General features: G+C 68.6%; 22 protein-coding genes. 11 read left to right on the top strand and 11 right to left on the bottom strand.

Going from position 1 to position 21,896, the window contains the following annotated elements; genetic code table 11:
* Positions 1–2 precede the first annotated feature (2 nt).
* Positions 3–974: a UDP-glucose 4-epimerase GalE gene (gene galE, locus EV648_RS37875; protein ID WP_132300545.1), complete on the bottom strand. Its 972-nt coding sequence runs from the start codon at positions 972–974 to the stop codon at positions 3–5.
* Positions 975–1,131: 157 nt separating this feature from the next.
* Between galE and EV648_RS37880 the strand changes: the two genes are divergently transcribed.
* The 5 genes from EV648_RS37880 (at position 1,132) to EV648_RS37900 (ending at position 5,586) form a co-directional block, all read left to right on the top strand.
* Positions 1,132–1,869: a sugar phosphate nucleotidyltransferase gene (locus tag EV648_RS37880; RefSeq protein ID WP_132300547.1), complete on the top strand. Its 738-nt coding sequence runs from the start codon at positions 1,132–1,134 to the stop codon at positions 1,867–1,869.
* Between the two features lie 5 nt (positions 1,870–1,874).
* Positions 1,875–2,975, top strand: coding sequence for an iron-containing alcohol dehydrogenase family protein (locus EV648_RS37885; RefSeq protein ID WP_241996015.1), 1,101 nt, complete (start codon positions 1,875–1,877; stop codon positions 2,973–2,975).
* A gap of 31 nt (positions 2,976–3,006) precedes the next feature.
* On the top strand, positions 3,007–3,726 hold the full coding sequence (locus tag EV648_RS37890; RefSeq protein ID WP_241996016.1) for a tyrosine-protein phosphatase: 720 nt from the start codon (positions 3,007–3,009) through the stop codon (positions 3,724–3,726).
* 212 nt (positions 3,727–3,938) lie between these two features.
* Entirely contained in the window at positions 3,939–4,829 is an 891-nt protein-coding gene (locus EV648_RS37895; RefSeq protein WP_132300553.1) for an ABC transporter permease, read from the top strand.
* Positions 4,822–5,586, top strand: coding sequence for an ABC transporter ATP-binding protein (locus tag EV648_RS37900; protein WP_132300555.1), 765 nt, complete (start codon positions 4,822–4,824; stop codon positions 5,584–5,586). The genes EV648_RS37895 and EV648_RS37900 overlap by 8 nt, the downstream gene beginning before the upstream one ends.
* A 184-nt stretch (positions 5,587–5,770) precedes the next feature.
* On the opposite strand, the gene EV648_RS37905 is transcribed toward EV648_RS37900, so the two are convergent.
* The gene (locus tag EV648_RS37905; protein WP_132300557.1) at positions 5,771–6,802 is read right to left on the bottom strand and encodes a glycosyltransferase family 2 protein; all 1,032 of its coding nucleotides are present in this window, start codon (positions 6,800–6,802) and stop codon (positions 5,771–5,773) included.
* Positions 6,803–6,809: 7 nt separating this feature from the next.
* A complete protein-coding gene (locus EV648_RS37910; protein WP_132300559.1) occupies positions 6,810–8,282 on the bottom strand; it encodes an LCP family protein in 1,473 nt (490 codons plus the stop codon).
* Positions 8,283–8,708: 426 nt separating this feature from the next.
* Here EV648_RS37910 and EV648_RS37915 point away from each other — a divergent pair, with 426 nt between their 5' ends.
* The 3 genes from EV648_RS37915 to EV648_RS37925 all read left to right on the top strand — a co-directional run bounded on the left by EV648_RS37915 (position 8,709) and on the right by EV648_RS37925 (position 12,782).
* Positions 8,709–9,578: a serine protease gene (locus EV648_RS37915; protein ID WP_132300561.1), complete on the top strand. Its 870-nt coding sequence runs from the start codon at positions 8,709–8,711 to the stop codon at positions 9,576–9,578.
* A 75-nt stretch (positions 9,579–9,653) separates the two neighbouring features.
* A complete protein-coding gene (locus tag EV648_RS37920) occupies positions 9,654–11,735 on the top strand; it encodes a spermidine synthase (RefSeq protein WP_132300563.1) in 2,082 nt (693 codons plus the stop codon).
* Between the two features lie 147 nt (positions 11,736–11,882).
* Complete coding sequence (locus tag EV648_RS37925; protein WP_132300565.1) at positions 11,883–12,782, top strand: phosphotransferase family protein; 900 nt, start codon at positions 11,883–11,885, stop codon at positions 12,780–12,782.
* Between the two features lie 24 nt (positions 12,783–12,806).
* Here EV648_RS37925 and EV648_RS37930 read toward each other — a convergent pair whose 3' ends face one another.
* From EV648_RS37930 to EV648_RS37940, 3 genes are read right to left on the bottom strand one after another with little or no spacing between them, the layout of a single operon-like run.
* On the bottom strand, positions 12,807–13,580 hold the full coding sequence (locus EV648_RS37930) for a hypothetical protein (protein ID WP_132300567.1): 774 nt from the start codon (positions 13,578–13,580) through the stop codon (positions 12,807–12,809).
* A 44-nt stretch (positions 13,581–13,624) separates the two neighbouring features.
* Positions 13,625–13,945, bottom strand: a complete 321-nt coding sequence (locus EV648_RS37935; protein ID WP_132300569.1) for an AzlD domain-containing protein — start codon at positions 13,943–13,945, stop codon at positions 13,625–13,627.
* A gap of 16 nt (positions 13,946–13,961) precedes the next feature.
* On the bottom strand, positions 13,962–14,648 hold the full coding sequence (locus EV648_RS37940; protein WP_132300571.1) for an AzlC family ABC transporter permease: 687 nt from the start codon (positions 14,646–14,648) through the stop codon (positions 13,962–13,964).
* Between the two features lie 54 nt (positions 14,649–14,702).
* Here EV648_RS37940 and EV648_RS37945 point away from each other — a divergent pair, with 54 nt between their 5' ends.
* Entirely contained in the window at positions 14,703–15,272 is a 570-nt protein-coding gene (locus EV648_RS37945) for a helix-turn-helix domain-containing protein (RefSeq protein ID WP_241996017.1), read from the top strand.
* A gap of 22 nt (positions 15,273–15,294) precedes the next feature.
* On the opposite strand, the gene EV648_RS37950 is transcribed toward EV648_RS37945, so the two are convergent.
* Positions 15,295–16,125: an SAM-dependent methyltransferase gene (locus tag EV648_RS37950; RefSeq protein ID WP_132300573.1), complete on the bottom strand. Its 831-nt coding sequence runs from the start codon at positions 16,123–16,125 to the stop codon at positions 15,295–15,297.
* A 196-nt stretch (positions 16,126–16,321) separates the two neighbouring features.
* Here EV648_RS37950 and EV648_RS37955 point away from each other — a divergent pair, with 196 nt between their 5' ends.
* Both EV648_RS37955 and EV648_RS37960 read left to right on the top strand, forming a co-directional pair.
* Positions 16,322–17,200, top strand: a complete 879-nt coding sequence (locus EV648_RS37955) for a helix-turn-helix transcriptional regulator (protein ID WP_132300575.1) — start codon at positions 16,322–16,324, stop codon at positions 17,198–17,200.
* A gap of 205 nt (positions 17,201–17,405) precedes the next feature.
* The gene (locus EV648_RS37960; protein WP_132300577.1) at positions 17,406–18,956 is read left to right on the top strand and encodes an LCP family protein; all 1,551 of its coding nucleotides are present in this window, start codon (positions 17,406–17,408) and stop codon (positions 18,954–18,956) included.
* 19 nt (positions 18,957–18,975) lie between these two features.
* Here the strand turns inward: EV648_RS37960 and EV648_RS37965 are convergent, their stop codons facing one another.
* The 4 genes from EV648_RS37965 to EV648_RS37980 are packed head-to-tail and all read right to left on the bottom strand — an operon-like array spanning position 18,976 to position 21,820.
* Complete coding sequence (locus EV648_RS37965; protein WP_158294182.1) at positions 18,976–19,692, bottom strand: anti-sigma factor; 717 nt, start codon at positions 19,690–19,692, stop codon at positions 18,976–18,978.
* Complete coding sequence (locus EV648_RS37970) at positions 19,673–20,248, bottom strand: RNA polymerase sigma factor (protein WP_241996018.1); 576 nt, start codon at positions 20,246–20,248, stop codon at positions 19,673–19,675. Before EV648_RS37970 ends, EV648_RS37965 begins: the two co-directional genes overlap by 20 nt.
* A 37-nt stretch (positions 20,249–20,285) precedes the next feature.
* Positions 20,286–20,972, bottom strand: coding sequence for a class F sortase (locus tag EV648_RS37975; protein ID WP_132300583.1), 687 nt, complete (start codon positions 20,970–20,972; stop codon positions 20,286–20,288).
* Positions 20,969–21,820: a DUF4397 domain-containing protein gene (locus tag EV648_RS37980; protein WP_132300585.1), complete on the bottom strand. Its 852-nt coding sequence runs from the start codon at positions 21,818–21,820 to the stop codon at positions 20,969–20,971. Before EV648_RS37980 ends, EV648_RS37975 begins: the two co-directional genes overlap by 4 nt.
* Between the last annotated feature and the right edge of the window lie 76 nt (positions 21,821–21,896).

A 21,896-nucleotide genomic window follows, 5' to 3' on the forward strand; every position in this document is an offset into this window, starting at 1 on the left:
GGTCAGGGCTTCTTCGGCCAGGCTTCCCACGCGGTGGCGAACATCTCGTCGACCGTGTAGGTGTTCTTCCACTCGAGGTCGCGAGCGGCGAGCTCGCCGGAGGCGACGACGCGGGAGGGATCGCCCGGGCGGCGCGGGCCTTCGGTCGGCGTGAAGTCGATGCCGGTGACGCGGCGGGCGGCGTCCATGATCTCGCGGACCGAGGTGCCCGTCCCGCTGCCGAGGTTGTAGACCCGCTCGAGCGTCTTGCCCGAGTCGAGGGCACGCGCGGCGGCGACGTGCGCCCGGGCCAGGTCGGCCACGTGCACGTAGTCCTTTACCGAGGTGCCGTCCGGCGTCGGGTGGTCCGTGCCGTAGATCTGCGGCACCTTGCCCTGGCTCAACAGGTTGCACACGATCGGGAAGAGGTTGTACGGGCTGGCGTCGTAGACCTTCGGGTCACCCGAGCCGACCACGTTGAAGTAGCGCAGCGAGGTGTGATTCAGCTTGCCGTCTTGCGACTCGAGCGCCTTCGCCTGGTCCGCGAGGAGCCACTCGCCGATGAGCTTCGTCTCGCCGTACGGGCTCTGTGGGTTCGGCGCGGTCTGCTCGGTCACCACCTCGTCCCCGGGGGTGCCGTAGACGCCGGCGCTGGAAGAGAAGACGAGGTTGCGCACGCCGGTGTCGGCCATCACGGTGAGCAGCGAGACCATCGCGGTGACGTTCTGGGTGTAGGTGTGCATGGGCTTCTCGACCGAGACCCCGGCGTACTTGTAGCCGGCCAGGTGCACGACGCCGCTGACGCCTTCCAGCGCCTTGCGGGTGGCCTCACCGTCGAGCAGGTTCGCCTCGACGAACGGCACGCCCTCGACGAGGAACTCGGCCTTGCCGCTGGACAGGTCGTCGATCACGACGACGTCGATCCCGTCCGCCAGGAACGCGCGCACCACGTGCGACCCGATGTATCCCGCCCCGCCAGTCACCAGCCATGTCATACCAGATGCTCCCATCGACCCGGATCGGCATTGGCGCCGCCCTCACTGTCATTTAACCACATAAACGATCAGGTTCACACACAAATACTCATCCAGCTGCCTGCACAGGCTGCTCCGAACCGGAGGAAAGGGCGTGATCTGCGCTTAGGATGCGCGGATGATCGGACTAGTTCTCGCCGCCGGTACCGGCCGCCGCCTCCGCCCGTACACCGACACGTTGCCGAAGGCGCTGGTCCCGATCGACGCGACCACAACCGTGCTCGACCTGACGCTGGCCAACTACGCCGAGGTCGGCATCACCGACGTCGCGATCGTGGTCGGGTACGCCGCGGACGCGATCGCCGCGCGGGTGAACGACTTCCAGGACCGGTACGGCGTGACGCTGGAACTGGTGCCTAACGACAAGGCCCTGACCTGGAACAACGCGTACTCCCTCTGGTGCGCCCGCGACCTGCTGAGCCAGGGGGTGATGCTGGCCAACGGCGACACCGTCCACCCGGCCTCGGTCCAGCGGACATTGCTCGACGCGCGCGGCGAGGACCGGCAGATCATCCTCGCCCTCGACACCGAGAAGTCCCTCGCCGAGGAGGAGATGAAGGTGATCTGGACATCGGAGAAGGGCGTTCGCACCATCACCAAACTGATGGATCCGGCCGAGGCCACGGGTGAGTACATCGGCGTCACCCTGATCGAACCGGACGCCGCGGTTGCCCTCAGCGAAGCGCTGAAGCTCACCTGGCAGGGAGATCCCAACCTGTACTACGAAGACGGCTATCAGGTGCTCGTCGACCAGGGCCACCGGATCGACGTCGCCCCGATCGGCAAGGTCGACTGGGTAGAGATCGACAACCACGACGACCTAGCCCGAGCCCGCGAGATCGTATGCCCCTCCTAGCCCGGATGATCCCCGCGCCGCTGGTCGTCGACATACGGCGTGGGGCGCTCGCGGAACTGCGGGCGATCCTGGCGGACCAGCGCATCTCCACCTCTGGGCGGGTGGCGATCGCCGTCGGCGCGACGTACGGGCCGGTGGTGCAGGAGACCTTCCGGCACGGGCTGGACGGCGCGGACTGGTTCACCGTCGACGGCGGCTCGATCAACACCGCGATCAAACTGGTCGAGCAGATCCGCCGGCAGCGGTACGACGCGGTCGTCGGGATCGGCGGCGGCACCGTGCTCGACGTGACCAAGTTCGCCGCCGCGCGGCTCGGGCTGCCGATGGTCGCCGTCGCGACGAACCTCGCGCATGACGGCATCGCCTCGCCGATCAGCACCCTCGACAACGACGCCGGCCGCGGCTCGTACGGCGTACCGGCGCCGATCGCGGTCCTCGTCGACCTCGACCTGATCGCGCAGGCGCCGCCGCGATCTGTCCGCTCTGGCATCGGGGAGATCGTCTCGAACCTGTCCGCCATCGCCGACTGGGAGACCGCGCACAGCCTGCGCGGCGAGGAGATCGACGGGCTCGCGGTGTCGCTGGCCAGGACCGCGGCGCAGGCCGTGATGAACCACCCGGGCAGCATCCTCGAGGACACCTTCCTCGCCGTACTGGCCGAAGGGCTGGTGCTGTCCGGCATCTCGATGGTCGTGGCCGGTACGTCGCGGCCGTCGTCCGGCGCCTGCCACGAGATCTCGCACGCGATCGACCTGCTGCACCCGACCCGGCGCGCCTTCCACGGCGAGCAGGTCGGGCTCGGCGCCGCGTTCGCGTGGTTCCTGCGCGGGGACCTCGACAGGTTCCACACGACCGTGGACTGCCTGTACCGGCACGGGTTGCCGGTGCGGCCGGCGGATCTGGGGTTCAGCCTGGAGGAGTTCGAGGCGATCGTCGCGTATGCGCCGCAGACCAGGCCCGGCCGGTTCACCGTGCTGGAGGAGGCGGCGTTGACGCCCGCCCGGATCGAAGCCAAGGTGAGCGCGTTCAACGACCACGCCTATGCGCGGATCGCGTCGCCGGCCATCGCCCCCGAGGGAAGCGTCATCAACCCGAGGGAACCGTGATCGGCCCCGAGGGAACCGTTCTGGAGGACCTGTGAGCTCAGCGCCCGTGGACCGTCACCTGGACTGGCCGGACTGCCGCAACGCCCGCGATCTCGGTGGACTGCCGACCACCGACGGCCGGGTGATCCGGACCGGCGCCCTGATCCGCTCGGACTGTCTGCAGTTCTTGACGCCCGAAGGTGTCGACGTCGTCCGGAAGGCCGGAGTGAGCCGGGTCGTCGATCTGCGGTCGGAAGCCGAGGTCACCGGCTTCCCGACGCCCTTCACGGCCGACCCGATCGGGATGCACGTGCCGGTACAGGACGCTGCCGACCCCGGCGACCAAACCACCATCGTCGGCACCTGCATCGCCATGCTCGACCAGCGCCCGGAGTACTTCGCGGCCGCCGTCCGCGCGATCGCGGAAGCCCCCGAGGGCGCGGTGGTCGTGCACTGCTACGGCGGCAAGGACCGGACCGGCATGGTGGTCGCCCTCGCGCTGGCGGCGGCCGGAGTACCGGAAAACGAGATCGTCGCCGACTACGCCCTCACCCAGGCCCGCCTGGCCCCGATGCTCGCCGAACAACTGGCCGCCGAGCCCGACGAGACCCTCCACCCCGAAATGATCGAGTTCCGCGACACCCGCCCCGCCTCCCTAACCGCCATCCTCCGCCACCTGGACACGAAGTACGGCGGCCCCCTCCCCTACCTCCACCACGGCGGCCTCACCAAAACCCAACTAGAAACCCTGAGAGCCCGCCTGACCGCCTGACCGGTCACCGTTGGCAGGTGGCTGTGGTGGCCTGCATGGACGCGCGGCTGAATCCGTACACCGACGACGAGTTCAAGGCCGGCATCCAGGCCGAGACCGGACGGCTGCGCGAGGTCAAGAATTGACAGTGACCACCATGCCGCCCCGACGGTAGGGCGACACAGAGGCTGCCGGTGTGAAACGGGTAGGTGGTGGCCAGTAGATTGGCCCGCATGTCAACCGCCGCCGACCCGGCCCGGACCGCTGAGCTGGCGGCGATGGCCGAGCGCCACGGGTTGTCCAGGAGCTCGGCACGACCGGAGCTCCCGGGCTACCTCCGCGAACTCTGGGGCCGCCGCCAGTTCATCGTCAGCTATGCCCGGGCGCGCACCTACTCGATGTACGCCGGTGCGCGGCTGGGGTCTGTCTGGCAGATCCTCACCCCGCTACTGAACGCTGCCGTGTACTACCTGGCCTTCGGGGTGCTGCTGGGCACCAAGAACGGCATCCCCAACTACCCGGCGTTCCTGATCTGCGGGATGTTCGTCTTCACCTTCACGCAGCGCTCGATGACCGAGGGATCCCGGGCGATCTCGCTGAACATGTCGCTGATCCGCACCCTGCACTTCCCACGCGCCACCCTGCCGCTGGCGTACGTGGTGAACGAGCTGAACCAGATGGCCGTCTCGATGGGCATCCTGTTCGTGCTGGTCGGATTCACCGACGGGGTGTCTCCGCGGTGGTTCCTGGTCATCCCGGCGCTGACACTGCAGACGATGTTCAACATCGGGATGACGATGACCTTCGCCCGGATCGGCACCTTCGTCTCCGACATCAGCCAGTTGCTCCCGTTCGTCACCCGGACCTGGTTGTACGCCTCGGGCATCTTCTTCTCGATCCCCGACAAGCTGGCCGCGCTGGATGCGCCGCCCTGGGTGATCCACCTGCTGGCGCTGAACCCCATCACGGCGTACATCGACATCGTCCGGCGGGCGCTGCTCGACGAGCACGAGCAGCACCAACTGCCGAACGCCTGGCCGATCGCGGCAGCGTGGGCCGTGATCGCGCTGGTCGGCGGTTTCATCTACTTCTGGCGCGCGGAGGACAGGTACGGCCGTGGCTGAAGAAGCAGTGCCGACGGTCATCGCCGACGGCGTCAACATCATCTACAAAGTGATCGCGGGCCAGGGCGGCAAGGGCACCGCGGCGACCGCGTTCCGCCGGATCCTGAAACGCCAGGACCGTCCGACCATCCGCGAGGTGCACGCGGTCAAGGACGTCACCTTCACGGCGTACAAGGGCGACGCGATCGGCGTGATCGGCCGCAACGGCTCCGGCAAGTCGACCCTGCTCCGGGCGATCGCCGGTCTGCTGCCACCCGCCTCCGGCGCGATCTACACCGGCGGCCGGCCGTCCCTGCTCGGCGTCAACGCGGCGATGATGAACGACCTCACCGGCGACCGGAATGTCGTACTGGGCTGCCTGGCGATGGGGATGTCACCGGACGAGATCCAGCAGCGGTACGACGAGATCGTGGAGTTCTCCGGGATCGGCGAGTTCATCGACCTGCCGATGTCGACCTACTCCTCCGGCATGTCCGCCCGGCTGAAGTTTGCGATCGCCTCCGCCAAGAGCCACGACATCCTCCTCGTCGACGAGGCCCTGGCCACCGGCGACGCCGAGTTCCGCGTCCGCTCCGAACAGAAGATCAAAGACCTCCGCACCGAAGCCGGCACCGTCTTCCTGGTCAGCCACAGCCTCGACGTAGTCCTGGACACCTGCAACCGAGCCATCTGGCTCGACAAAGGCGTCCTCCGCATGGACGGCGAGGTCCGCGAGGTAGTAAGCGCCTACAACCGAGAAGCAACGGCGGCCCGCTAGTACTACGACCCGCCGCGCGGCTCCTCCACTGCGCGGCTCATCCGTCGCCCGCTTGACCCCGCCCGGGCTGAGGTTTGGTGCTCGGTTCGCCGAGTCGTGGATCCGTGCGCGGGAAACCGCTTGCTGTCCGAGGTCCCCGCTTGGTGTCCGGGGTCACCACTCGCGGCGCGCGCGGGCCGTAGTACTAGGCCGTGGCGGGTGGGGCTGCGGCTGCGGGCGGGATGGGGCGTTCCTGGAGGCCGATGAGGAAGCCGAGGCCCCAGGAGACGTGCATGGTGGCGCACACCAAGGGGAGCCAGAAGAGGGCTTTCCAGGGGAGGTAGCGGCCTTCCATGGCTGAGCCGACCAGGAGGAGGAGGGCGTAGCCGAGGGGTGCCAGGAAGCCGATGTCCAGCCAGCTGATGCCGGTGGCGAGGCCGATGATGCCCAGGATCGTGCCGAGGGCCAGGAGGATGACCGCGACCGGTGGGGCCAGGTAGCGCTTGTTGGCGGTTTCCGGGTGCCGGCGGATCACCTCGCGGCGCCACTGGCCGGTGTGGAAGAACTGCTTCGCCACGTCCTGCAGCGACGAGCGCGGCCGGTAGGTGACAGACAGGTCGGGGCTGAACCAGATCAGCCCGCCGGTCTTGCGGATCCGGTAGTTCAGCTCCCAGTCCTGGGCCCGGTGCATCGTCTCGTCGAAGCCGCCGACGCGTTCGAGCGCGGCCCGGCGGAAGACGCCGAGGTACACGGTGTCGGCCGGACCGGCCTTGCCGCCCTGGTGGAACGTCGAGGCGCCCAGCCCGAGCCGGGACCGGTACGCGCAGGCGACAGCCATCTCGATCGGGGTGCGTCCCTCGGCCGCCATCACACCGCCGACGTTGTCCGCGCCGCTCTCGTGCAGTACCTCGACCGCCCGGGTGATGTAGCCCTGCGTCAGTACGCCGTGCCCGTCGACCCGTACGACGATGTCGTGGCGGGCGTGGGCGATCCCGGTGTTCAGGCCCGACGGCGTATTGCCGGACGGGTTCGCCACGATCGTGATCCGCTTGTCGGCCTCGGCCAGGCGGTCCGCGATCACCTGGGTCCGGTCCTTGCTCGGACCGATCGCCAGCACCACCTCCAGCTCGCCGGGGTACTCCTGGTCGAGGACGCGGCCGACCGCCTCTTCGAGGTGGCGTTCCTCGTTCAGCACCGGCATCACGACGGACACGGGGGGCCAAGGGGACAAGGACATGTTCAGGTCAGGCCTTACAGATCGAAGCGACGTCGTCGACGTCGTTGCCGGGTTTGGACGGGGTGCTGCTGGTCTTGCCGGGTTTGGCCGAGGTGCTCGGCTTCTTCACCGGAGTACTACTCGGGGTGTTCGCGCTCTTACCGTCTCCGTCATCGGTCGCCTTGTCCAGCGCTTCGGACTTTCCGATCGCCTCGGTCACCTTGCTCCGGATCAGCTCGAAGTCGGGGTTGCTGGTGCGGATCAGCGGTGGGACCGCGGAGAAGCTTGACACCGGCAGCTTCTTCGCGTCCAGCGCTAGATCCGTGAAGGTGCCCAGTTCACCCGACGGGATGTCGGTGTTGACGACCTTCTTGCTCGCCTTCGCGATGCCCTGGAACTTGGTCAGCACCTTCTGCGGCGACAGCTGGTTCAGCATCGCCGTCATCACGCACTTCTGCCGGGTCATCCGCTCGTAGTCTGTCGCACCGGCCCGCGACCGCGCGAACCAGAGGGCGTGATAGCCGTCCAGATGCTGGTTCTTGCCGGTTTCGATGTAGCCCTTGATGGGCGAGCCGATGCCGCCGATCGGGACGCGCTTGCCGACGTCCAGGGTGATCCCGCCGACCGCGTTCAGCAGGTCGCGGAAGCCGGCCAGGTCGATCAGCACGTGGTAGTTGACCTTCAGCCCGGTGATCGCCTCGACCGCCTGCTTGGTCGCGGTGACGCCGGGGTCCGGGTCGCCGGGGAACATCTGCTTGTGTCCGTCGGCGTAGGTGTAGACGCCGTTCAGCAGGCAGTTCTCGGCGCAGTCCGCCCACTTGAAGCCGTCCGGGAACTGCTTGGCCATCGGGGTGCCGTCCGGGAACGGCACCTTGGCCATGTTCCGCGGCAGCCCGATCAGCACGGTCCGGCCGGTGTTCGCGTCGACGCTGGCCAGGGTGATGCTGTCCGGCCGGGTGCCGATCCGGTCCGCGCCGGAGTCGCCGCCGAGCAGCAACACGTTGTAGCGGCCCTTGTCCGCCTCGGACTTCTTCCCGTTACCGAACACGCTGGCGACGAAGTCACGCTGGGAGGAGACGATCGTGCTGCCCCAGATCAGCGCGCCGACGACCAGGAAGACCAGGACGCCGTCCAGGATGCTCGCGGTGAGCCGGTGCTTGCGCTCCAGCGTCAGCGGACGGCCGAGCCGGTAGGCGTCGACGAACAGCGCGGCCCAGCCGATCGCGAGCACGATCAGGGCGATCTGGATGAGGCGCAGGGTCTTCGGCGAGACCATCAGGTTGATCGCGCCGGCCCGCCAGACCAGCGACAGCACGATCACGAAGACGACGATGGCGATGATGCCGGCGATCACCCGCCAGGCCCACCGGCCGGCACGCTTGCTGCCGGCCGCGATCTGCGCGGATCCGGGCAGCAGCAGGGTCATCAGCAGCAGCGTCAGCGCTCGCTTGAACCGAACCGGCTCGCTGAGGTTGCGCAGGTCTGGCTTGTCCTGCGACATGACGTCCTTCCGTTCTCCGTACGGCGCTGCCGGTACTTCTCCCCCGGGACGGCGTCTCCCCTGTGTATCGGTATCGCGTCGCAATCAGTATGGCCGCGGGTCGGCGGCCACCCTCTCAGGCGCGCCGCCGTCCCTCTCGTTCCCCATCCGCCACCTGGTACGACGTACTGGGCGCTGCGATGGTTCGGGCCGGGCGGAGCCGGAAACGAAGGGTAACAGGGCATTCACTGCCCGCAGGCGCAAGGTGGGGGCGCCGGCCTGGTACCCGGAGGTAAACCCGTGCATCCACAGCGTGGCGGGCAACTTTCATCGACTTGTGATGGCCGGATGCGCCGTTCATCGGATACGAAGAGTCCTGGAACGACTACGCCCTGCTTGCACCGACCCCCGTCGCAAGCATCTTCCAGTGAGGACAGGAAACCGCCCATGAGACTGTTCCGTACCCTTGCCGCGACTACCGTCGCGTTCAGTGCCGCGCTGCTCGGCGGCAGCCAGGCTCTCGCCGTCGAGGTCCCGCAGACCGCGGCCCAACCCGCGCGGGTCGCCGCGCCGGGCGCCGACTTCACCGGGATCGCCGCGCTGAGCAACTGCTCCGCCTCGCTCGTCCGGTACGCCGAGTCGCTGTCCACCGACAAGGCGCTCGTGCTCACCAACGGCCATTGCTACGAAGGCGGTATGCCGAGCCCGGGCCAGGTGATCGTGAACCGCGCCTCGACCCGCTCGATCACCCTGCTCCGGCCGAGTTCCAGCAACGCCGGGACGGTCCGGGCCAGCCGCGTCCTCTACTCCACGATGACCAAGACGGACATGACGTTGTACGAGGTCAACGAGACGTACGCCTCGATCCAGTCGCGCCTGAACGTCACCCCGCTGACGCTGGCGAAGCAGGCTCCCGCGAACGGTGCCGGCATGGCGGTCGTCTCCGGGTACTGGAAGCGGATCTACACCTGCTCTGTGCAGGCAACGATCCCGGAGCTGCGCGAGGCCGGCTGGGTGATGAAGAGCTCGATCAAGTACCAGCAGCCCGGCTGCGAGACCATCGGCGGCACGTCAGGATCACCGATCGTGAGCACGACGACCGGTGAGGTGATCGGCGTCAACAACACCGGCAACGAGGACGGCGAACGGTGCACGCTGAACAACCCGTGCGAGGTCAACGCCGCGGGCAACATCACCGTCGACCAGGGCGCCGCGTACGGCCAGCAGACCTGGTGGCTCTACACCTGCCTGACCGCCTCCCGCACGCTCGACCTGAACAAGTCCGGCTGCCAGCTGGCGAAACCCGCCCGCCGCTGACCGGTTGCTGAGGGCCGGGCGTTTCGGGGGCGAAGGGTGACATAGACCACTTGTGATCCGGTATGGTCGCCGCCCATGGCAGTCGACTCCTCCACGCCCGGCCAGGTCAGCGCTCCCAGGTGGCACAGCCCCCTGGGAGTCAGAACGCGGTTGGTGGCGTCCAGCGCGCTGATGTTGTTCCTCGAGCTGGCCCTGATCCGCTGGACCGGCTCGAACGTCGTGCACCTGAGCTACTTCTCGAACTTCGTCCTGCTCGGCTCGTTCCTCGGCATCGGGATCGGCATCCTGCGGTCCGGCCGGGCGAAGCGGCTGCCGTACTACTCGCCGGTCATGCTCGGCCTGCTGGTCGCGGTGATCGCCTGGAAACCCGTCACGGTCGACCGCGGCAGCTCCTCCAGCGTCATTTACTTCACCAGCCTGAACACCACCGGGCCGCCCGTCTGGGTGATCCTGCCGATCGTCTTCGTCGCCGCGGCCGTCGTGCTGGCCGGGCCGGCGGAGCTCGTGGGACGCTGCTTCGCGGAGCTGCCGCGGCTGACGGCGTACCGGTACGACCTGATCGGCAGCCTGATCGGCATCGTGGGCTTCACCGGGTTGTCGTTCCTGGGCGCGCCGCCGATCTGGTGGGGCGTGATCGTCACGCTGTCGTTCGTGGTCCTGATGGTCCCGCGCCAGCAGCAGAAGGCGACCGCAACCGCGCTCAGCGCGGCGCTGGTGCTCACGCCACTGCTGGTGATGGTGGGTGTGCTCTTCCACGAGTCCACCCAGCCGGAGAACAGCTGGTCGCCGTACTACAAGGTGCAGACGAAGGACTCGGAGTTCCAGGGTGTGCCGCTGCTCACGATCACCGTGAACGGCGTACCGCACCAGCAGGCGATCCCGGCCGCGAGCCGGCTGCAGTGGGAACCGCAGTACGGGATGCCGTACGAGCGCGCCGTGGCCGGTAAGCAGCCCGGCAACGTCCTCATCATCGGCGCCGGCAGCGGCACCGACGTCGCGATCGCGCTGAGCAAGGGCGCCAAGCACGTCGACGCGGTGGAGATCGACCCGCGGATCCGCGACATCGGCCGCGAGCGCAACCCGGACAAGTCGTACCAGGACCCGCGGGTGACCTCGCACATCGACGACGGGCGGGCGTTCCTGTCCAGGACCGACAAGAAGTACGACCTGATCCTGCTGGCGCTGCCGGACTCGCTGACGCTGGTGAACGGCGCGAGCTCGCTGCGGCTGGAGAGCTACCTGTTCACCCAGCAGGCGTTCGAGAGCGCGCGGGACCACCTGGCGCCGGGTGGCGCGTTCGCGATGTACAACTACTACCGCGAGACCTGGCTGATCGACCGGCTCGCGTCGACCGCACAGGCCGCCTTCGGGCACAAGCCCTGCGTGGACAAGGTCGGCGACGACCTGCAGCAGGCCGTGGTGACCGTGGGCCTGACCGAGGCCGACCAGTCGTGTGGTTCCACCTGGGCCGGCGCGACCGCGATCACGCCGCCTCCAGCCACGGACAACCGGCCGTTCCTCTACCTGTTCACCGACCGGATCCCGTCGCTCTACCTGATCACGCTGGGGCTGATCCTGGTGGCCGGAATCATCGGCGTCGGCATCGCCGGCGGCGGCTCGTCGTACCGGCGGATGCGGCCGTACGCGGACCTGTTCCTGCTGGGCGCCGGGTTCATGCTGCTGGAGACGAAGAGCATCACCGGGTTCGCGCTGCTGTTCGGTACGACGTGGGTGGTCAACGCGATCGTCTTCGCCGGCGTGCTCGTGGCGGTGCTCGCGGCGGTCGAAGTGACGAGGCGGTTCAAGACACCACCACTGAAGGTGATGTACGTCGTGCTGTTCGGTGGGTTGCTGCTCAGCTGGGTGTTCCCGGACAGTTGGCTGCTCTCGATGCCGGTCGGGCCGCGCGCGCTGGTCGCGGTGCTGATCGCGTTCCTGCCGATCTTCGCGGCGAACGTGATCTTCGCCAAGCGCTTCACCGACACCGCCGACGGCACCGCCAGCTTCGGCGCCAACCTGCTCGGCGCGATGCTCGGCGGCTGCCTCGAGTACGCCGCCCTGATCATCGGCTTCGACGGCCTGCTGATCGTCGCGGCACTCCTGTACGCCGGGGCCTTCCTACTCAGCCCGAAACCGGCCGGAGTGCTCAGGACCTGATGCCCTGACCGCGCCGGCGAGCGGCCGTCGTACACGTTGCCGCATGCTGCCACCTTTCGCTCGTTTCGGATCACGGTAGGCAAGGCGGTGCGGGCCCGCGGCTCCTTGCGCGCAAGGGCGAAACGCTTGACCGCATAGGGTCCATTCATGGCTGAGTGGGAACGAACCCGGGCGTGGGTGGAGGAGGTCAGCGGCGGGCGGGTGGTCGCGGTCGACCGGCTCAAGGGCGGGTGGACCTCGGTGATGCGACAGGTCGAGGTCGACGGACCTGGTGGGCGGCGCGCCCTGGTACTGCGGTCGTTCGTGGATGAGTTCTTCGTCAGGCATGCGGAGGGACTGCTGACCCGGGAGGCCGAGGTGCTTCGGTTGCTTCGCGGTTCCGGGGTGCCTGCCGCTGAGGTTGTCGGGGTGGATGCCGTCGGACGGTACTGCGAGCATCCGTCGCTGGTGATGACCTTGTTGCCAGGGGCTGTCCGGGTCGAGGATGACGGGGCTCCGGCGCGAGCGGGGTTGCTGGCGCGGCAGTTGGTGGCGATCCATCAGGTGCGGGTCGAGACGCGGCCGCGGGAGTACCAGGCGTGGACCGGTGCGGAGCGAGTTCGATTGCCTGAGGCAACAACACGTCCGAAGGTCTGGAAGGCCGCTGTCGAAGGGATCCGGCGGCAGGCGCCGCAGTACGAGGGTGTGTTCCTGCATCGGGACTTTCACCCGGGGAACGTGTTGTTCGACGGTGACGTGATCACCGGGGTCGTCGATTGGGTCGAGACCTCGTGGGGGCCGGCCGATCTCGATGTCGCGCACTGCTCGACGGCCCTCGCGCTGCTGCACGGACCGGAGTACGGGCTGCGCTTCCCCGAGTTGTACTCCGCGGCCGGTGGGCGGTTGGCCGACTGGGAGGATCAGCGGTACTGGCGGCTTCTCGACGCGTTGGCGTTCGCGCCGGACGCCGAGAAGGTCGCCGTACCGTGGCGGGATCTTGGGCGCACCGACCTGACTCCATCGCTGTTGCAGACCAGGCTCGAGGCCTATCTGGAGGCCGTGCTCTAGACCATGCTCGCGTAGGGCGTCAGCTCAGGTGTCCTGCGGGCGGTCGTTCGGGCGATCCGGGTTGGGGCCGGGGTTGTAGGTGCCCGGCGGCGGGTAGCCGGGGAACGTGTTGCCCTGCGGCGGTTGACCAGGTTGACCAGGTTGGCCAGGTTGCTGATAACCCTGCGGCGGTTGGCCCGGGTACTGGTAGCCCTGCTGCGGATAGCCCGGCTGCTGCTGGCCCGGGTGCGGGTAGCCGCCCGGCCCGCCGGGGAAGGTGTTGCCCGGCCGGTTCGCCTTGCGGCGCTTGAGCGCGCCGACCACCAGCAGTACGACGCCCAGGCCGATGAAGACCAGGAGCGACCCGATCACGCCGAAAATGGAGCCGACGAAGCCCAGGATCGACATCCGCGGCCCGACGCCGTACGACGTACCGGTGTCCTCGTCGGCGCAGCTGACCACGTACTCGCCGGGTGGCACCGTCTCGACCGAGCGGGCGATCACGTACCAGGTGTTGTCGTTGATCGTGATCGTCTCGGACCCGGTGGGCGACTTCAACGGGACATCCGCGCCGCTGGAGTCCTTCACCTCGCACGGCGGCCGCAGTACGGGCTCGGACGAGTAGATCGTCAGGCCGTCCTCCTCGAGGCGAACCGTGCCACTGGTGCCGATCCGCTCGGGTGAGCGCGGCGCCGTCTCGACGATCCGCCAGACGAAGAACCCGGCCAGCACGAGGCCGATGACGAAACTGGCGATCGCGAGCCAGGTCAGCGTCCGCCGCGGCGCCGGCGCCGCTGGTTGCCCGGGATAGGTCGTCATACCCGAACGCTAGCCGCTCAGGCCGGTCAGCGGGGTCAGCGCGGTCACGGTACGCCGAGCAGGCGCAACCCGGCGGCGGTAGCGGCCGCGGCGACGACCACGAGCACGAAGGGCGCCTTGCGCCAGGCGAGCACTCCACCGACCAGTACTCCGGCCGGCCGCGCGATCCCCGCACCACCGTGTCCGTCAGTGAGAGCGGCAGTCGCCACCAGCGCCGCCAACAGGACCACCGCGGCCACGGCCATCACCTGCTGCGCGCGCTCGGGCAGTTCGAACCGCGTCCGCATCCATGGCCCGGCAAGCCGCAGCGAGAAGGTGCCCACGGCAAGGACGAGAATCCCGACCAGCAACAGCGTCGTGTTCATCGGACAACCTCCAACTTCATCGGACAGCGTCCAGCGCGGGTTTGTCGGAGCGGTAGAACACCAACCCCACAAGGGCAAGCAGCACCGGCAGCCCGGCAGGCAGGAACGGTGTCGCCGCCAGCGCGACCACCGACCCCACCAGCGCCGCCGTGCGAGTCTTCTTGTCCCGCAATGACGGCAGCACCAGCGCGAGCAGCACCGCCGGGAACGCTGCGTCCAGCCCGAACACGTCGGTGTCGGTGATCACCGAGCCGGCCAGCGCGCCGATCACCACTCCGATGTTCCAGCACACGAAGATCCCGATCCCGCAGACCCAGTACGCCGCTCGCTTCTGCCGCAGGTCGTCCTGGCCGAGGGCGAAGGCGACGTTCTCGTCGGTCATCACGTGGCTGCCCAGCGGCCGCCGCCAGCCGCTCCCGATCACATCGCTGACGGCCAGGCCGAACGCGACGTGCCTGCTGTTCACCAGCAGTCCCGCGACGGTGGCGGCGATCGGGCTGCCGCCGGCCGCGACGATGCCGACGAAGAGGAACTGCGACGCCCCGGCGAACACCACGATCGAGAGCAGCACCGGCACCCACAGGTCGAGTCCCCCGCCGACGCTGATCGCGCCGTACGAGAGGCCGACCACGCCGTCGGCCAGGCAGACCAGCGCGATGTCGCGCAGCAGCCCCGGGTCGGTTGTTCGCCATATCGAACGCATGGGTTTTATGATGAACAGCAGACCACCCGTTCGTCAAGCCGAACAAACCGACCGATGGAGCGAACATCGATGGACAGCAAGGCACCACTCGACGTGATCGCCGGCTCGTTGCGCCGGGAGCGCGCCCGCGCCGGTCTCTCCCTCACCGAGGTGGCCCGGCGCGCGGGCGTCGCCAAGTCGACCCTGTCCCAGTTGGAGTCCGGCACCGGCAACCCGAGCGTGGAGACGCTCTGGGCGCTCTGCGTCGCCCTCGAGATCCAGTTCGCCGATCTGCTGGACCCGCCGCGGCCGAAGGTCCAGGTGATCCGGGCGAACGAAGGCCCGGCGATCTACTCCGAGCACGCCGACTACAGCGCGACGCTGGTCGCCTCCTGCCCGCCGAAGGCCCGGCGCGACATCTACCGGATCGTCGTTGCCCCCGGCCCCGGTCGCGAGTCCGAGCCGCACATGCCGGGCACGGTGGAGCACGTCGTACTCAGTAGCGGCCGGGCCCTGATCGGCCCGACCATCGAACCCGTCGAACTCCACCCGGGCGACTACATCGCCTATCCCGGCGACCTGCCGCACGTCTTCAAGGCGCTCACCAAGGACACGTCCGCAGTACTGATCTCGGAGACCAGTTGAGCGGAACGATTGCCTCAGGCAATCAGACCTTGCGGCCGACGGCGCCGGCGATGCACTCCTCGACCTGGTTGAGCGGCTTGACCCGGGGGCCGTCCGGCCACCAGTCGTCGCACAGCACCAGACCGGGCTCGACCAGTTCCTGGTCGCCGAACATCGCCTCGATCTGGTCGTGGGTGCGGAAGACGCCGCTGCCCATCGGGCTGTGGGTGAACTTCTGCTCCATCGCCCGGGCGATCTGCGAGTGCTCCGGCGTCTCCGGGTCGAAGAAGTGCGCGATCACCGTGTAGGAGCCGGACGCCATCTCGTCGGTGTACTTCTTGATGATCTCGGGGCCGTCGTCGCCCAGGTAGTGGTGCAGGGTGCCGTTGTGGACCAGCGCGATCGGCTGGCTGAAGTCGAGGAACTCCCGCACCTCGTCGTTGCCGAGGATCTCCTCGGGCTGGAAGATGTCGGCGCTGATGAACAGGGTCTGCTCGTTCTCCTCCAGCAGCGCGCGTCCGTGCGCGAGCACCACCGGGTCGTTGTCGACGTAGAGCACCTTCGCGGTCGGCTGCAGCCGCTGCACCACCTGGTGGGTGTTCTCCGCCGTCGGCAGCCCCGAGCCACAGTCCAGGTACTGCGTGATGCCGCCCTGGCTGGCGAGGAACCGGCAGGCCCGGATCAGGAAGTTCCGGTTCGACCAGGCCAGGTCGTTCACCTGCGGGGCCACGGTGGCCACCTGGCGGAGCACCTCGCGGTCGATCTCGAAGTTGTCCTTGCCGTTCAGCGCGGCGTCGTACACGCGGGCGATGCTGGCCCGGGTCGTGTCCACTCCGACCGGCGCTGAGCTGGGGGCTTTGGTGGCATCGGGCATCGACGACCTCGCAGATGGGTTTGTCCGGGTGATGAGCACTGAGCCTACTCACGGAGGGGGCACCAGATCACCCTCGGTGCGCGTCGGGCTTCCCCACCGGCCGGGCAACCGTGAAATGATCCACCGACGAAGCACGATGTAGTGACCACAGGGGCTATCGGGCCCGACTGGGGTGTGGGCTGAACAGGGAGGCGGCATGGCGGAGCAGGGGACGCCGGGCGGCCCGACCGCCCTGCGGATCATGCTCGGCGCACACCTTCGCCGGATGCGCGAGGATGCCAACATCAGCCGCTCCGACGCCGGCTGGGCCATCCGCGGCTCGGAGTCCAAGATCAGCCGGCTCGAGCTCGGCCGGGTCGGCTTCAAGGTGCGCGACGTCGACGACCTGCTGACGCTCTACAAGCTCGACGACCCGGCCGAACGCGAGCGCCTGCTGAACCTGGCCCGCGAGGCGAACAACCCCGGCTGGTGGCAGCGGTACGACGACCTGACGCCGACGTGGTTCCACTCCTACCTCGGGCTCGAGGTCGCCGCGCAGCTGATCCGTACCTACGAGGTCCAGTTCGTGCCCGGGTTGCTGCAGACCCCGGACTACGCGCGGGCCGTCGTACAGCTCGGTCGGGGTGAGCGGGTGCTGCCGGACGCCGAGGTCGAGCGACTCGTCACACTGCGGAAGTCACGCCAGGAGATCCTCACCCGCGACGAACGACCCGCGCGCTTGTGGGCGGTGGTCGACGAAGCCGTACTGCGCCGGCCGATCGGCGGCTGGGCGGTGTTGCGCGCGCAGCTCGAGTACCTGGTGGAGGTGTCGCGCAAGCCGAACGTGACGCTGCAGATCCTGCCGTTCTCCGGCGGCGGCTACGCGGCCACCGGCGGCGCGTTCAGCCTGCTGCGGTTCGGTGACGCCGACCTGCCGGACATCGTCTACATCGAGCACCTGACCAGTGCGGTCTACCTGGACAAGCGCGAGGACCTGGACGAGTACGTGGTCACGATGGACTCGCTGTCGATCGCCGCCAGCACGCCGCGGCAGACCCAGCACCTGCTCACCTCGATCATCGCGGAGATCAGCTGAAGTTGCCTCAGGCAACATAATTTTCGGGAGGTTTGCAATAGTCCGGATTCCAGGACGAGGCGTGACATGACAACCACGCAACGTAGTGCTCCGTGACCGGAAAGTAAAGGCCTGCCTCCAAGGGGTGAACCGGCAACCTTTCCGGCCCCCGGCTCGTCATATTCTTTGCGCTTAACTCTCGTGGGACGGAGCAGTCGAGACACCGATGGCGAGCGATCACGAACCGGAGAACTCGCGCGGACCGGCCCGTCGGGCCGTACCGCGACAGCGGGCCAAGGACCGCGGTACCTTCGCCATCCTCGGGCTGACCCTGGTCGGATCGCTGATCCCGGGAACCGGCTACCTGTTCGCCGGGCGGCGCAAACTCGGTGCTGCCGTGCTCGGCGTCAGCGTGGCGCTGCTGGCGGTGGTCGCCTACCTCGTACTGACCAGGCGCGAGCAGATCATCGAACTGGCCGTCACGCCGCAGAAACTGCTGTACGCCACGCTCGGCCTGCTGGTGCTCGGAGTGGCCTGGATCGTCGTCATCATCACCTCACACCGGGCGCTGCGTCCAGGCACCGCCTCCGAGGCCACCCGGGTGATCGGGGCAGCCTTCGTCGGGGTGCTCTGCTTCGCCGTCGCCGTACCGACCGCGATGGGCGTGCAGACCGCGCGGACCCAGCGGGACCTGGTCAAGTCGGTGTTCGCCGGCAAGGACAGCGAGAGCGCGACCCGGCCGACCGTGAAGAACAAGAAGAACCCGTGGGCCGCCAAGCCCCGGCTGAACATCCTGCTGCTGGGTGCCGACGACGGCCCGGACCGCGACGGCGTACGGACCGACACGGTGATCGTCGCGAGCATCGACACCACGACCGGCGACACCTCGCTGATCTCGCTGCCGCGCAAGCTGATGTTCATGCCGTTCCCGAAGGGCACCAAGCTGCACGAGGCCTACCCGGACGGGTTCGGCAAGGACGGCATCAGCCTGCAGGCCCGGCTGGAGTGGATGCTGGACGCGATCTACAAGAACGTGCCGGCCGCGCACCCGGGCATCGTCGGGCGGTCCGACAACGAGGGCGCGGACGTCCTCAAGCTCGCCGTCGGCGAGGCGACCGGGCTGACGATGGACTACTACGTCCAGATCAACCTGGCAGGCTTCACCGGGCTGGTGAACGCGCTCGGCGGCATCACCGTCAACATCAACTACCCGATCCCGGTCGGCGGCAGCGACGACGCGAAGCGGCCCCCGAACTACTACCTCAAACCCGCGCAGAACAAGCACCTCTGGGGCCTCGAGGCGCTCTGGTACGCCCGCGGGCGGTACCAGATCCCCAACCCCGACGACGCTCGCAGCGCCCGGCAGCGGTGCGCGATCCACGCGATCGCCGAGGCGGCAACGCCGGCCAACCTGCTGAAGAGCTACCAGAAGCTCGCCGCGGTCGGGAAGAACATGGTCCGCACCGACATCCCGCAGGACCTGCTGCCCGCGTTCCTCGACCTGGGCCTGAAGGTGAAGTCGGCGAAGGTCTCCGAGGTTCCGCTCGACGGCCGCGAACTGAAGTTCGCCTACCCGCACCCGGACTACGAAGGCCTGCGGGCCACCGTCGCCGCCGCCCTCGCCCCGAAGCCCGCCACGCCGACCACACCGGTTAAGCCACGGACCACGGCTACGCCGGTGACACCCCGGCCGGGCACGTCAACCACCCCCGGCACGACCACCCCCACCGCCGACCTCGCCGACGCCTGCGAGTACCACCCGGTCGAGACTCCCTGAGTCAATCCGCTCCAGGCAATCAGGTCGGCAGGGTGCCGCGGATGACGCTGTCGCGGGAGTGCTCGGGTTTGCCGTCGTCGGGTTCGAGCGAGACATCGACGATCCGGTACCCCTGGCTGGTCAGGTTCGGCGGTACTGCGAACGTGCCACCGGTGGTCGGGTCGAGCACCCCGAGCGACACCATCCGCTCGCCGTCGGTGTTGATCAGCCAGAGCTCGTAGAACCCTTGTGGCGCAGGCAATCCGTTGACGCCGACGCGCAGTTCGGTATTCCCGCCGCTCTTGATCAGGTCGGCGACACCGTCACCGGTCTTGCCCTCCAACGGGTCGAGCCTGGTCGTCGCCACCGGTTGGGGCTGCGGCGCGATCTCGTCACTGCTGAGCACCCGGGCGCCGAGCGCGCCCGCGATCAGACCGACCGCAGCCGCGACCGCACCGACGAACACGAGCCGTCGACGGTCCCGCCGCGGGGCCACTCCGCCGTACTGCGAGCTGGGCGCCGGCTCGCGCTCGCGCAGGCCCAACTCGTCCACGACCCGGTCCCACACCTGCGGCGGCGCAGGGTCGAGCCGGTCGTCGGGCCGTAGCTCGTGGCCGAGATCCGCCAGTTGCCGCAGTTCCTCGATCTCGGTCCGGCAGGTGTCACAGGCCGCCAGGTGCGCTTGCTCGTCGGTGCCCAGCGGAACGTCGTCGCCGAGTGCGTACCGAGCCAGTTGCTCAGGATCCAGATGGTCCACCAGTCACCTCCCTCAGCCGGTCTCTCAGGTGGAGCAAGCCTCGCCGGACGTGACTCTTCACCGTGCCCAGCGGCAGGTTCAGCCGCTCGGCGATCTGTGCGTAGGTCTGATCTTCGTAGAAGACCAGACCCAGGATGGTCCGCCGGGGGTCATCCAGCCGACTGATCTCGTCCGCGAGCACCAGCCGGTCGACGACCCGGTCGTCCGTCGGAGCAGCGCGCATGTCCTCACGGATGCCGCCCACGGCTGCCAGTGTGCGCTGATCACGGCTGCGTGCCGCGAGCCGGTCGGCGATCCGGTGCTTGGTGATCCCGACCAGCCAGGCCGGTAGAGAGCCCGTCGTCGGGTCGAAGGTGGACCGGCCTCGCCAGGCCGAGACAAACACCTGCTGGGTCACGTCCTCCGCGTCGGCCCGGTCCCCCAGCATCTTCAGCGCGATGCCGTGCACCAGTGCGGACCATCGCCGGTAGACCTCGGCGAGCGCCTCCTCGTGTCCAGCGGCGAACCCCGCGGCAACCTCTGCCGCGGACAGGTCACCAGGCTCGACGGGCCTCACTCGGAGCACTCTATCCGCGCTGACCACCAACTCGGCCTCACCCGGCCGGTACCGCGGTGACGACCAGGTTGTCCTGGTAGCCTCCGCGGTCCGGGAGATACTCGCCACCACAGGTGACGATCTGCAGCCGCCGGGGGCCGCTCCGGTCGAAGACGGTGTCCAGCGCGAGTGCCTGCTTGTCGACATCGCGCACCGCCTCCGTCCGGTATCGCAAGGTGCTGCCGTCGGACAGCCGCACTTCGATCGGATCACCCGGCCTCATCCGGGCCAGCCGCGCCAACGGCCCAACGCCGTACTCGCGGCTGTCCAGGTGTCCGCCCAGTACCGCCGAGCCGGCTGGGGCTTTCGGTGCCGGGCCGAAGCGGTACCAGCCGATGCGCGCCGGGTTCGGTGGGAGCTCCATCTGGCCGTCCGGGGCGACGCCAGCCGGCACTATCGGCATCCGCAGCTTGGCACTGGCCACGACCAGTTCTACTGGTTGGGCTTGGGACCCGGCAGCCGTCGGGAGCTCGGCCGCTCTGGTCTTGATCGTTGCCGGTGGTGGAGGCGGGGTGGCGGAGGCAGCCGGCGGCCGGGGGATTCCGCTCTGGCTGGTCTGCACCACACCCGCCCCACCGGTCGGGGCCTCGCTGCTCCGGCCCTCGCGGCCGTACCAGACGATCGGTACAGCCACGAGGGTGATCAGCGAGACGACCAGCAGAACTGCGGTCTTGCGTGCGGTCACTTCGCCGGGTGAACCCTGCCGACCACCAGGCGGCCCGCCGACACCGCCACTCCGAGTGCGGCGAGCAGCATCAGCCCCGCCGCCCAGCCGGGCAGAGACTCCCGCGCTGCCTGGCCTCCGGTGCCACCCGGTACGCCGGCCGGGTTGCTGTGCAGGCCGTCGATCGTCTGCACGGCCAGCTTCAGGTTCTTCGCGCTCGCGCTGCCCCACGCGTAGACGATCGTGTTCGTGCCTTCCTCCAGCGGCACGTCGGCCGGCCCGAGTGCGACCGTCGAAGTACCGGCGAGCGTGACGTCGGCCTTGATCGTGCCGGCCGGCAGATCGGCCTTGGCCTCGTTCGGGTTGGTGAGTCCCTTGAAGACCGGCTTGCCACCGACTCGGATGTCGACGGCCGGAGCCGCGGCGGTGTGGCGGACGGTGATGCGGGCCTGGCCCGCGCCGAGCTTCGAGACGTCGTTCACGAACGGGGTGAGCTTGGGCTTTCCGGCCGCGTCCAGGTGGGCGACGACGGTGACGTTCGCGCCACCCGGCACCTCCACCCCGTTCGCCTGGATGATCGCGGCGCCCGACGCGCCGGCCCCGGCGGCGGTGACCTTCAGGTCGTAGGATCCCTCCGGCAACTTGAGCGGATCGGTTAGCGTGCCCGGCTTGAAGTTGGTCAGCAGGGCCTTGCCGTCGGCATAGACGTCGACCGTTGCCCCAGGCACGGCGTGCAGCACAGAGACGGTCGCGTTCGCAGTACTCCGGCTCGCTGCCTCCCCGCTGGCCTCGGCCGGTACTGCGGCGGTGGCAGCGGCCAGTGCGATCACTCCCGCTACCGCGGCGGCGGCAGAGCGACGGTGGAACATGTGTACCTCCCGGATCAGGGTGTGCTTTACCCCTCCTTCCACCACCAGGCCGCTCGCGGATGCAGTACCTACCGAA

The organism is Kribbella sp. VKM Ac-2568 (assembly GCF_004345365.1).
Lineage (GTDB): Bacteria > Actinomycetota > Actinomycetes > Propionibacteriales > Kribbellaceae > Kribbella > Kribbella orskensis.

Coding starts and splice junctions, on each gene's coding strand:
- EV648_RS37880 (WP_132300547.1), top strand. CDS start 1,132: ATGATCGGACTAGTTCTCGCCGCCGGTACCGGCCGCCGCCTCCGCCCG.
- EV648_RS37955 (WP_132300575.1), top strand. CDS start 16,322: ATGGCGGAGCAGGGGACGCCGGGCGGCCCGACCGCCCTGCGGATCATG.
- EV648_RS37960 (WP_132300577.1), top strand. CDS start 17,406: ATGGCGAGCGATCACGAACCGGAGAACTCGCGCGGACCGGCCCGTCGG.
- galE (WP_132300545.1), bottom strand. CDS start 974: ATGACATGGCTGGTGACTGGCGGGGCGGGATACATCGGGTCGCACGTG.
- EV648_RS37910 (WP_132300559.1), bottom strand. CDS start 8,282: ATGTCGCAGGACAAGCCAGACCTGCGCAACCTCAGCGAGCCGGTTCGG.
- EV648_RS37920 (WP_132300563.1), top strand. CDS start 9,654: ATGGCAGTCGACTCCTCCACGCCCGGCCAGGTCAGCGCTCCCAGGTGG.
- EV648_RS37885 (WP_241996015.1), top strand. CDS start 1,875: ATGATCCCCGCGCCGCTGGTCGTCGACATACGGCGTGGGGCGCTCGCG.
- EV648_RS37925 (WP_132300565.1), top strand. CDS start 11,883: ATGGCTGAGTGGGAACGAACCCGGGCGTGGGTGGAGGAGGTCAGCGGC.
- EV648_RS37950 (WP_132300573.1), bottom strand. CDS start 16,125: ATGCCCGATGCCACCAAAGCCCCCAGCTCAGCGCCGGTCGGAGTGGAC.
- EV648_RS37940 (WP_132300571.1), bottom strand. CDS start 14,648: ATGCGTTCGATATGGCGAACAACCGACCCGGGGCTGCTGCGCGACATC.
- EV648_RS37930 (WP_132300567.1), bottom strand. CDS start 13,580: ATGACGACCTATCCCGGGCAACCAGCGGCGCCGGCGCCGCGGCGGACG.
- EV648_RS37905 (WP_132300557.1), bottom strand. CDS start 6,802: ATGTCCTTGTCCCCTTGGCCCCCCGTGTCCGTCGTGATGCCGGTGCTG.
- EV648_RS37895 (WP_132300553.1), top strand. CDS start 3,939: ATGTCAACCGCCGCCGACCCGGCCCGGACCGCTGAGCTGGCGGCGATG.
- EV648_RS37945 (WP_241996017.1), top strand. CDS start 14,703: ATGGAGCGAACATCGATGGACAGCAAGGCACCACTCGACGTGATCGCC.
- EV648_RS37980 (WP_132300585.1), bottom strand. CDS start 21,820: ATGTTCCACCGTCGCTCTGCCGCCGCCGCGGTAGCGGGAGTGATCGCA.
- EV648_RS37915 (WP_132300561.1), top strand. CDS start 8,709: ATGAGACTGTTCCGTACCCTTGCCGCGACTACCGTCGCGTTCAGTGCC.
- EV648_RS37935 (WP_132300569.1), bottom strand. CDS start 13,945: ATGAACACGACGCTGTTGCTGGTCGGGATTCTCGTCCTTGCCGTGGGC.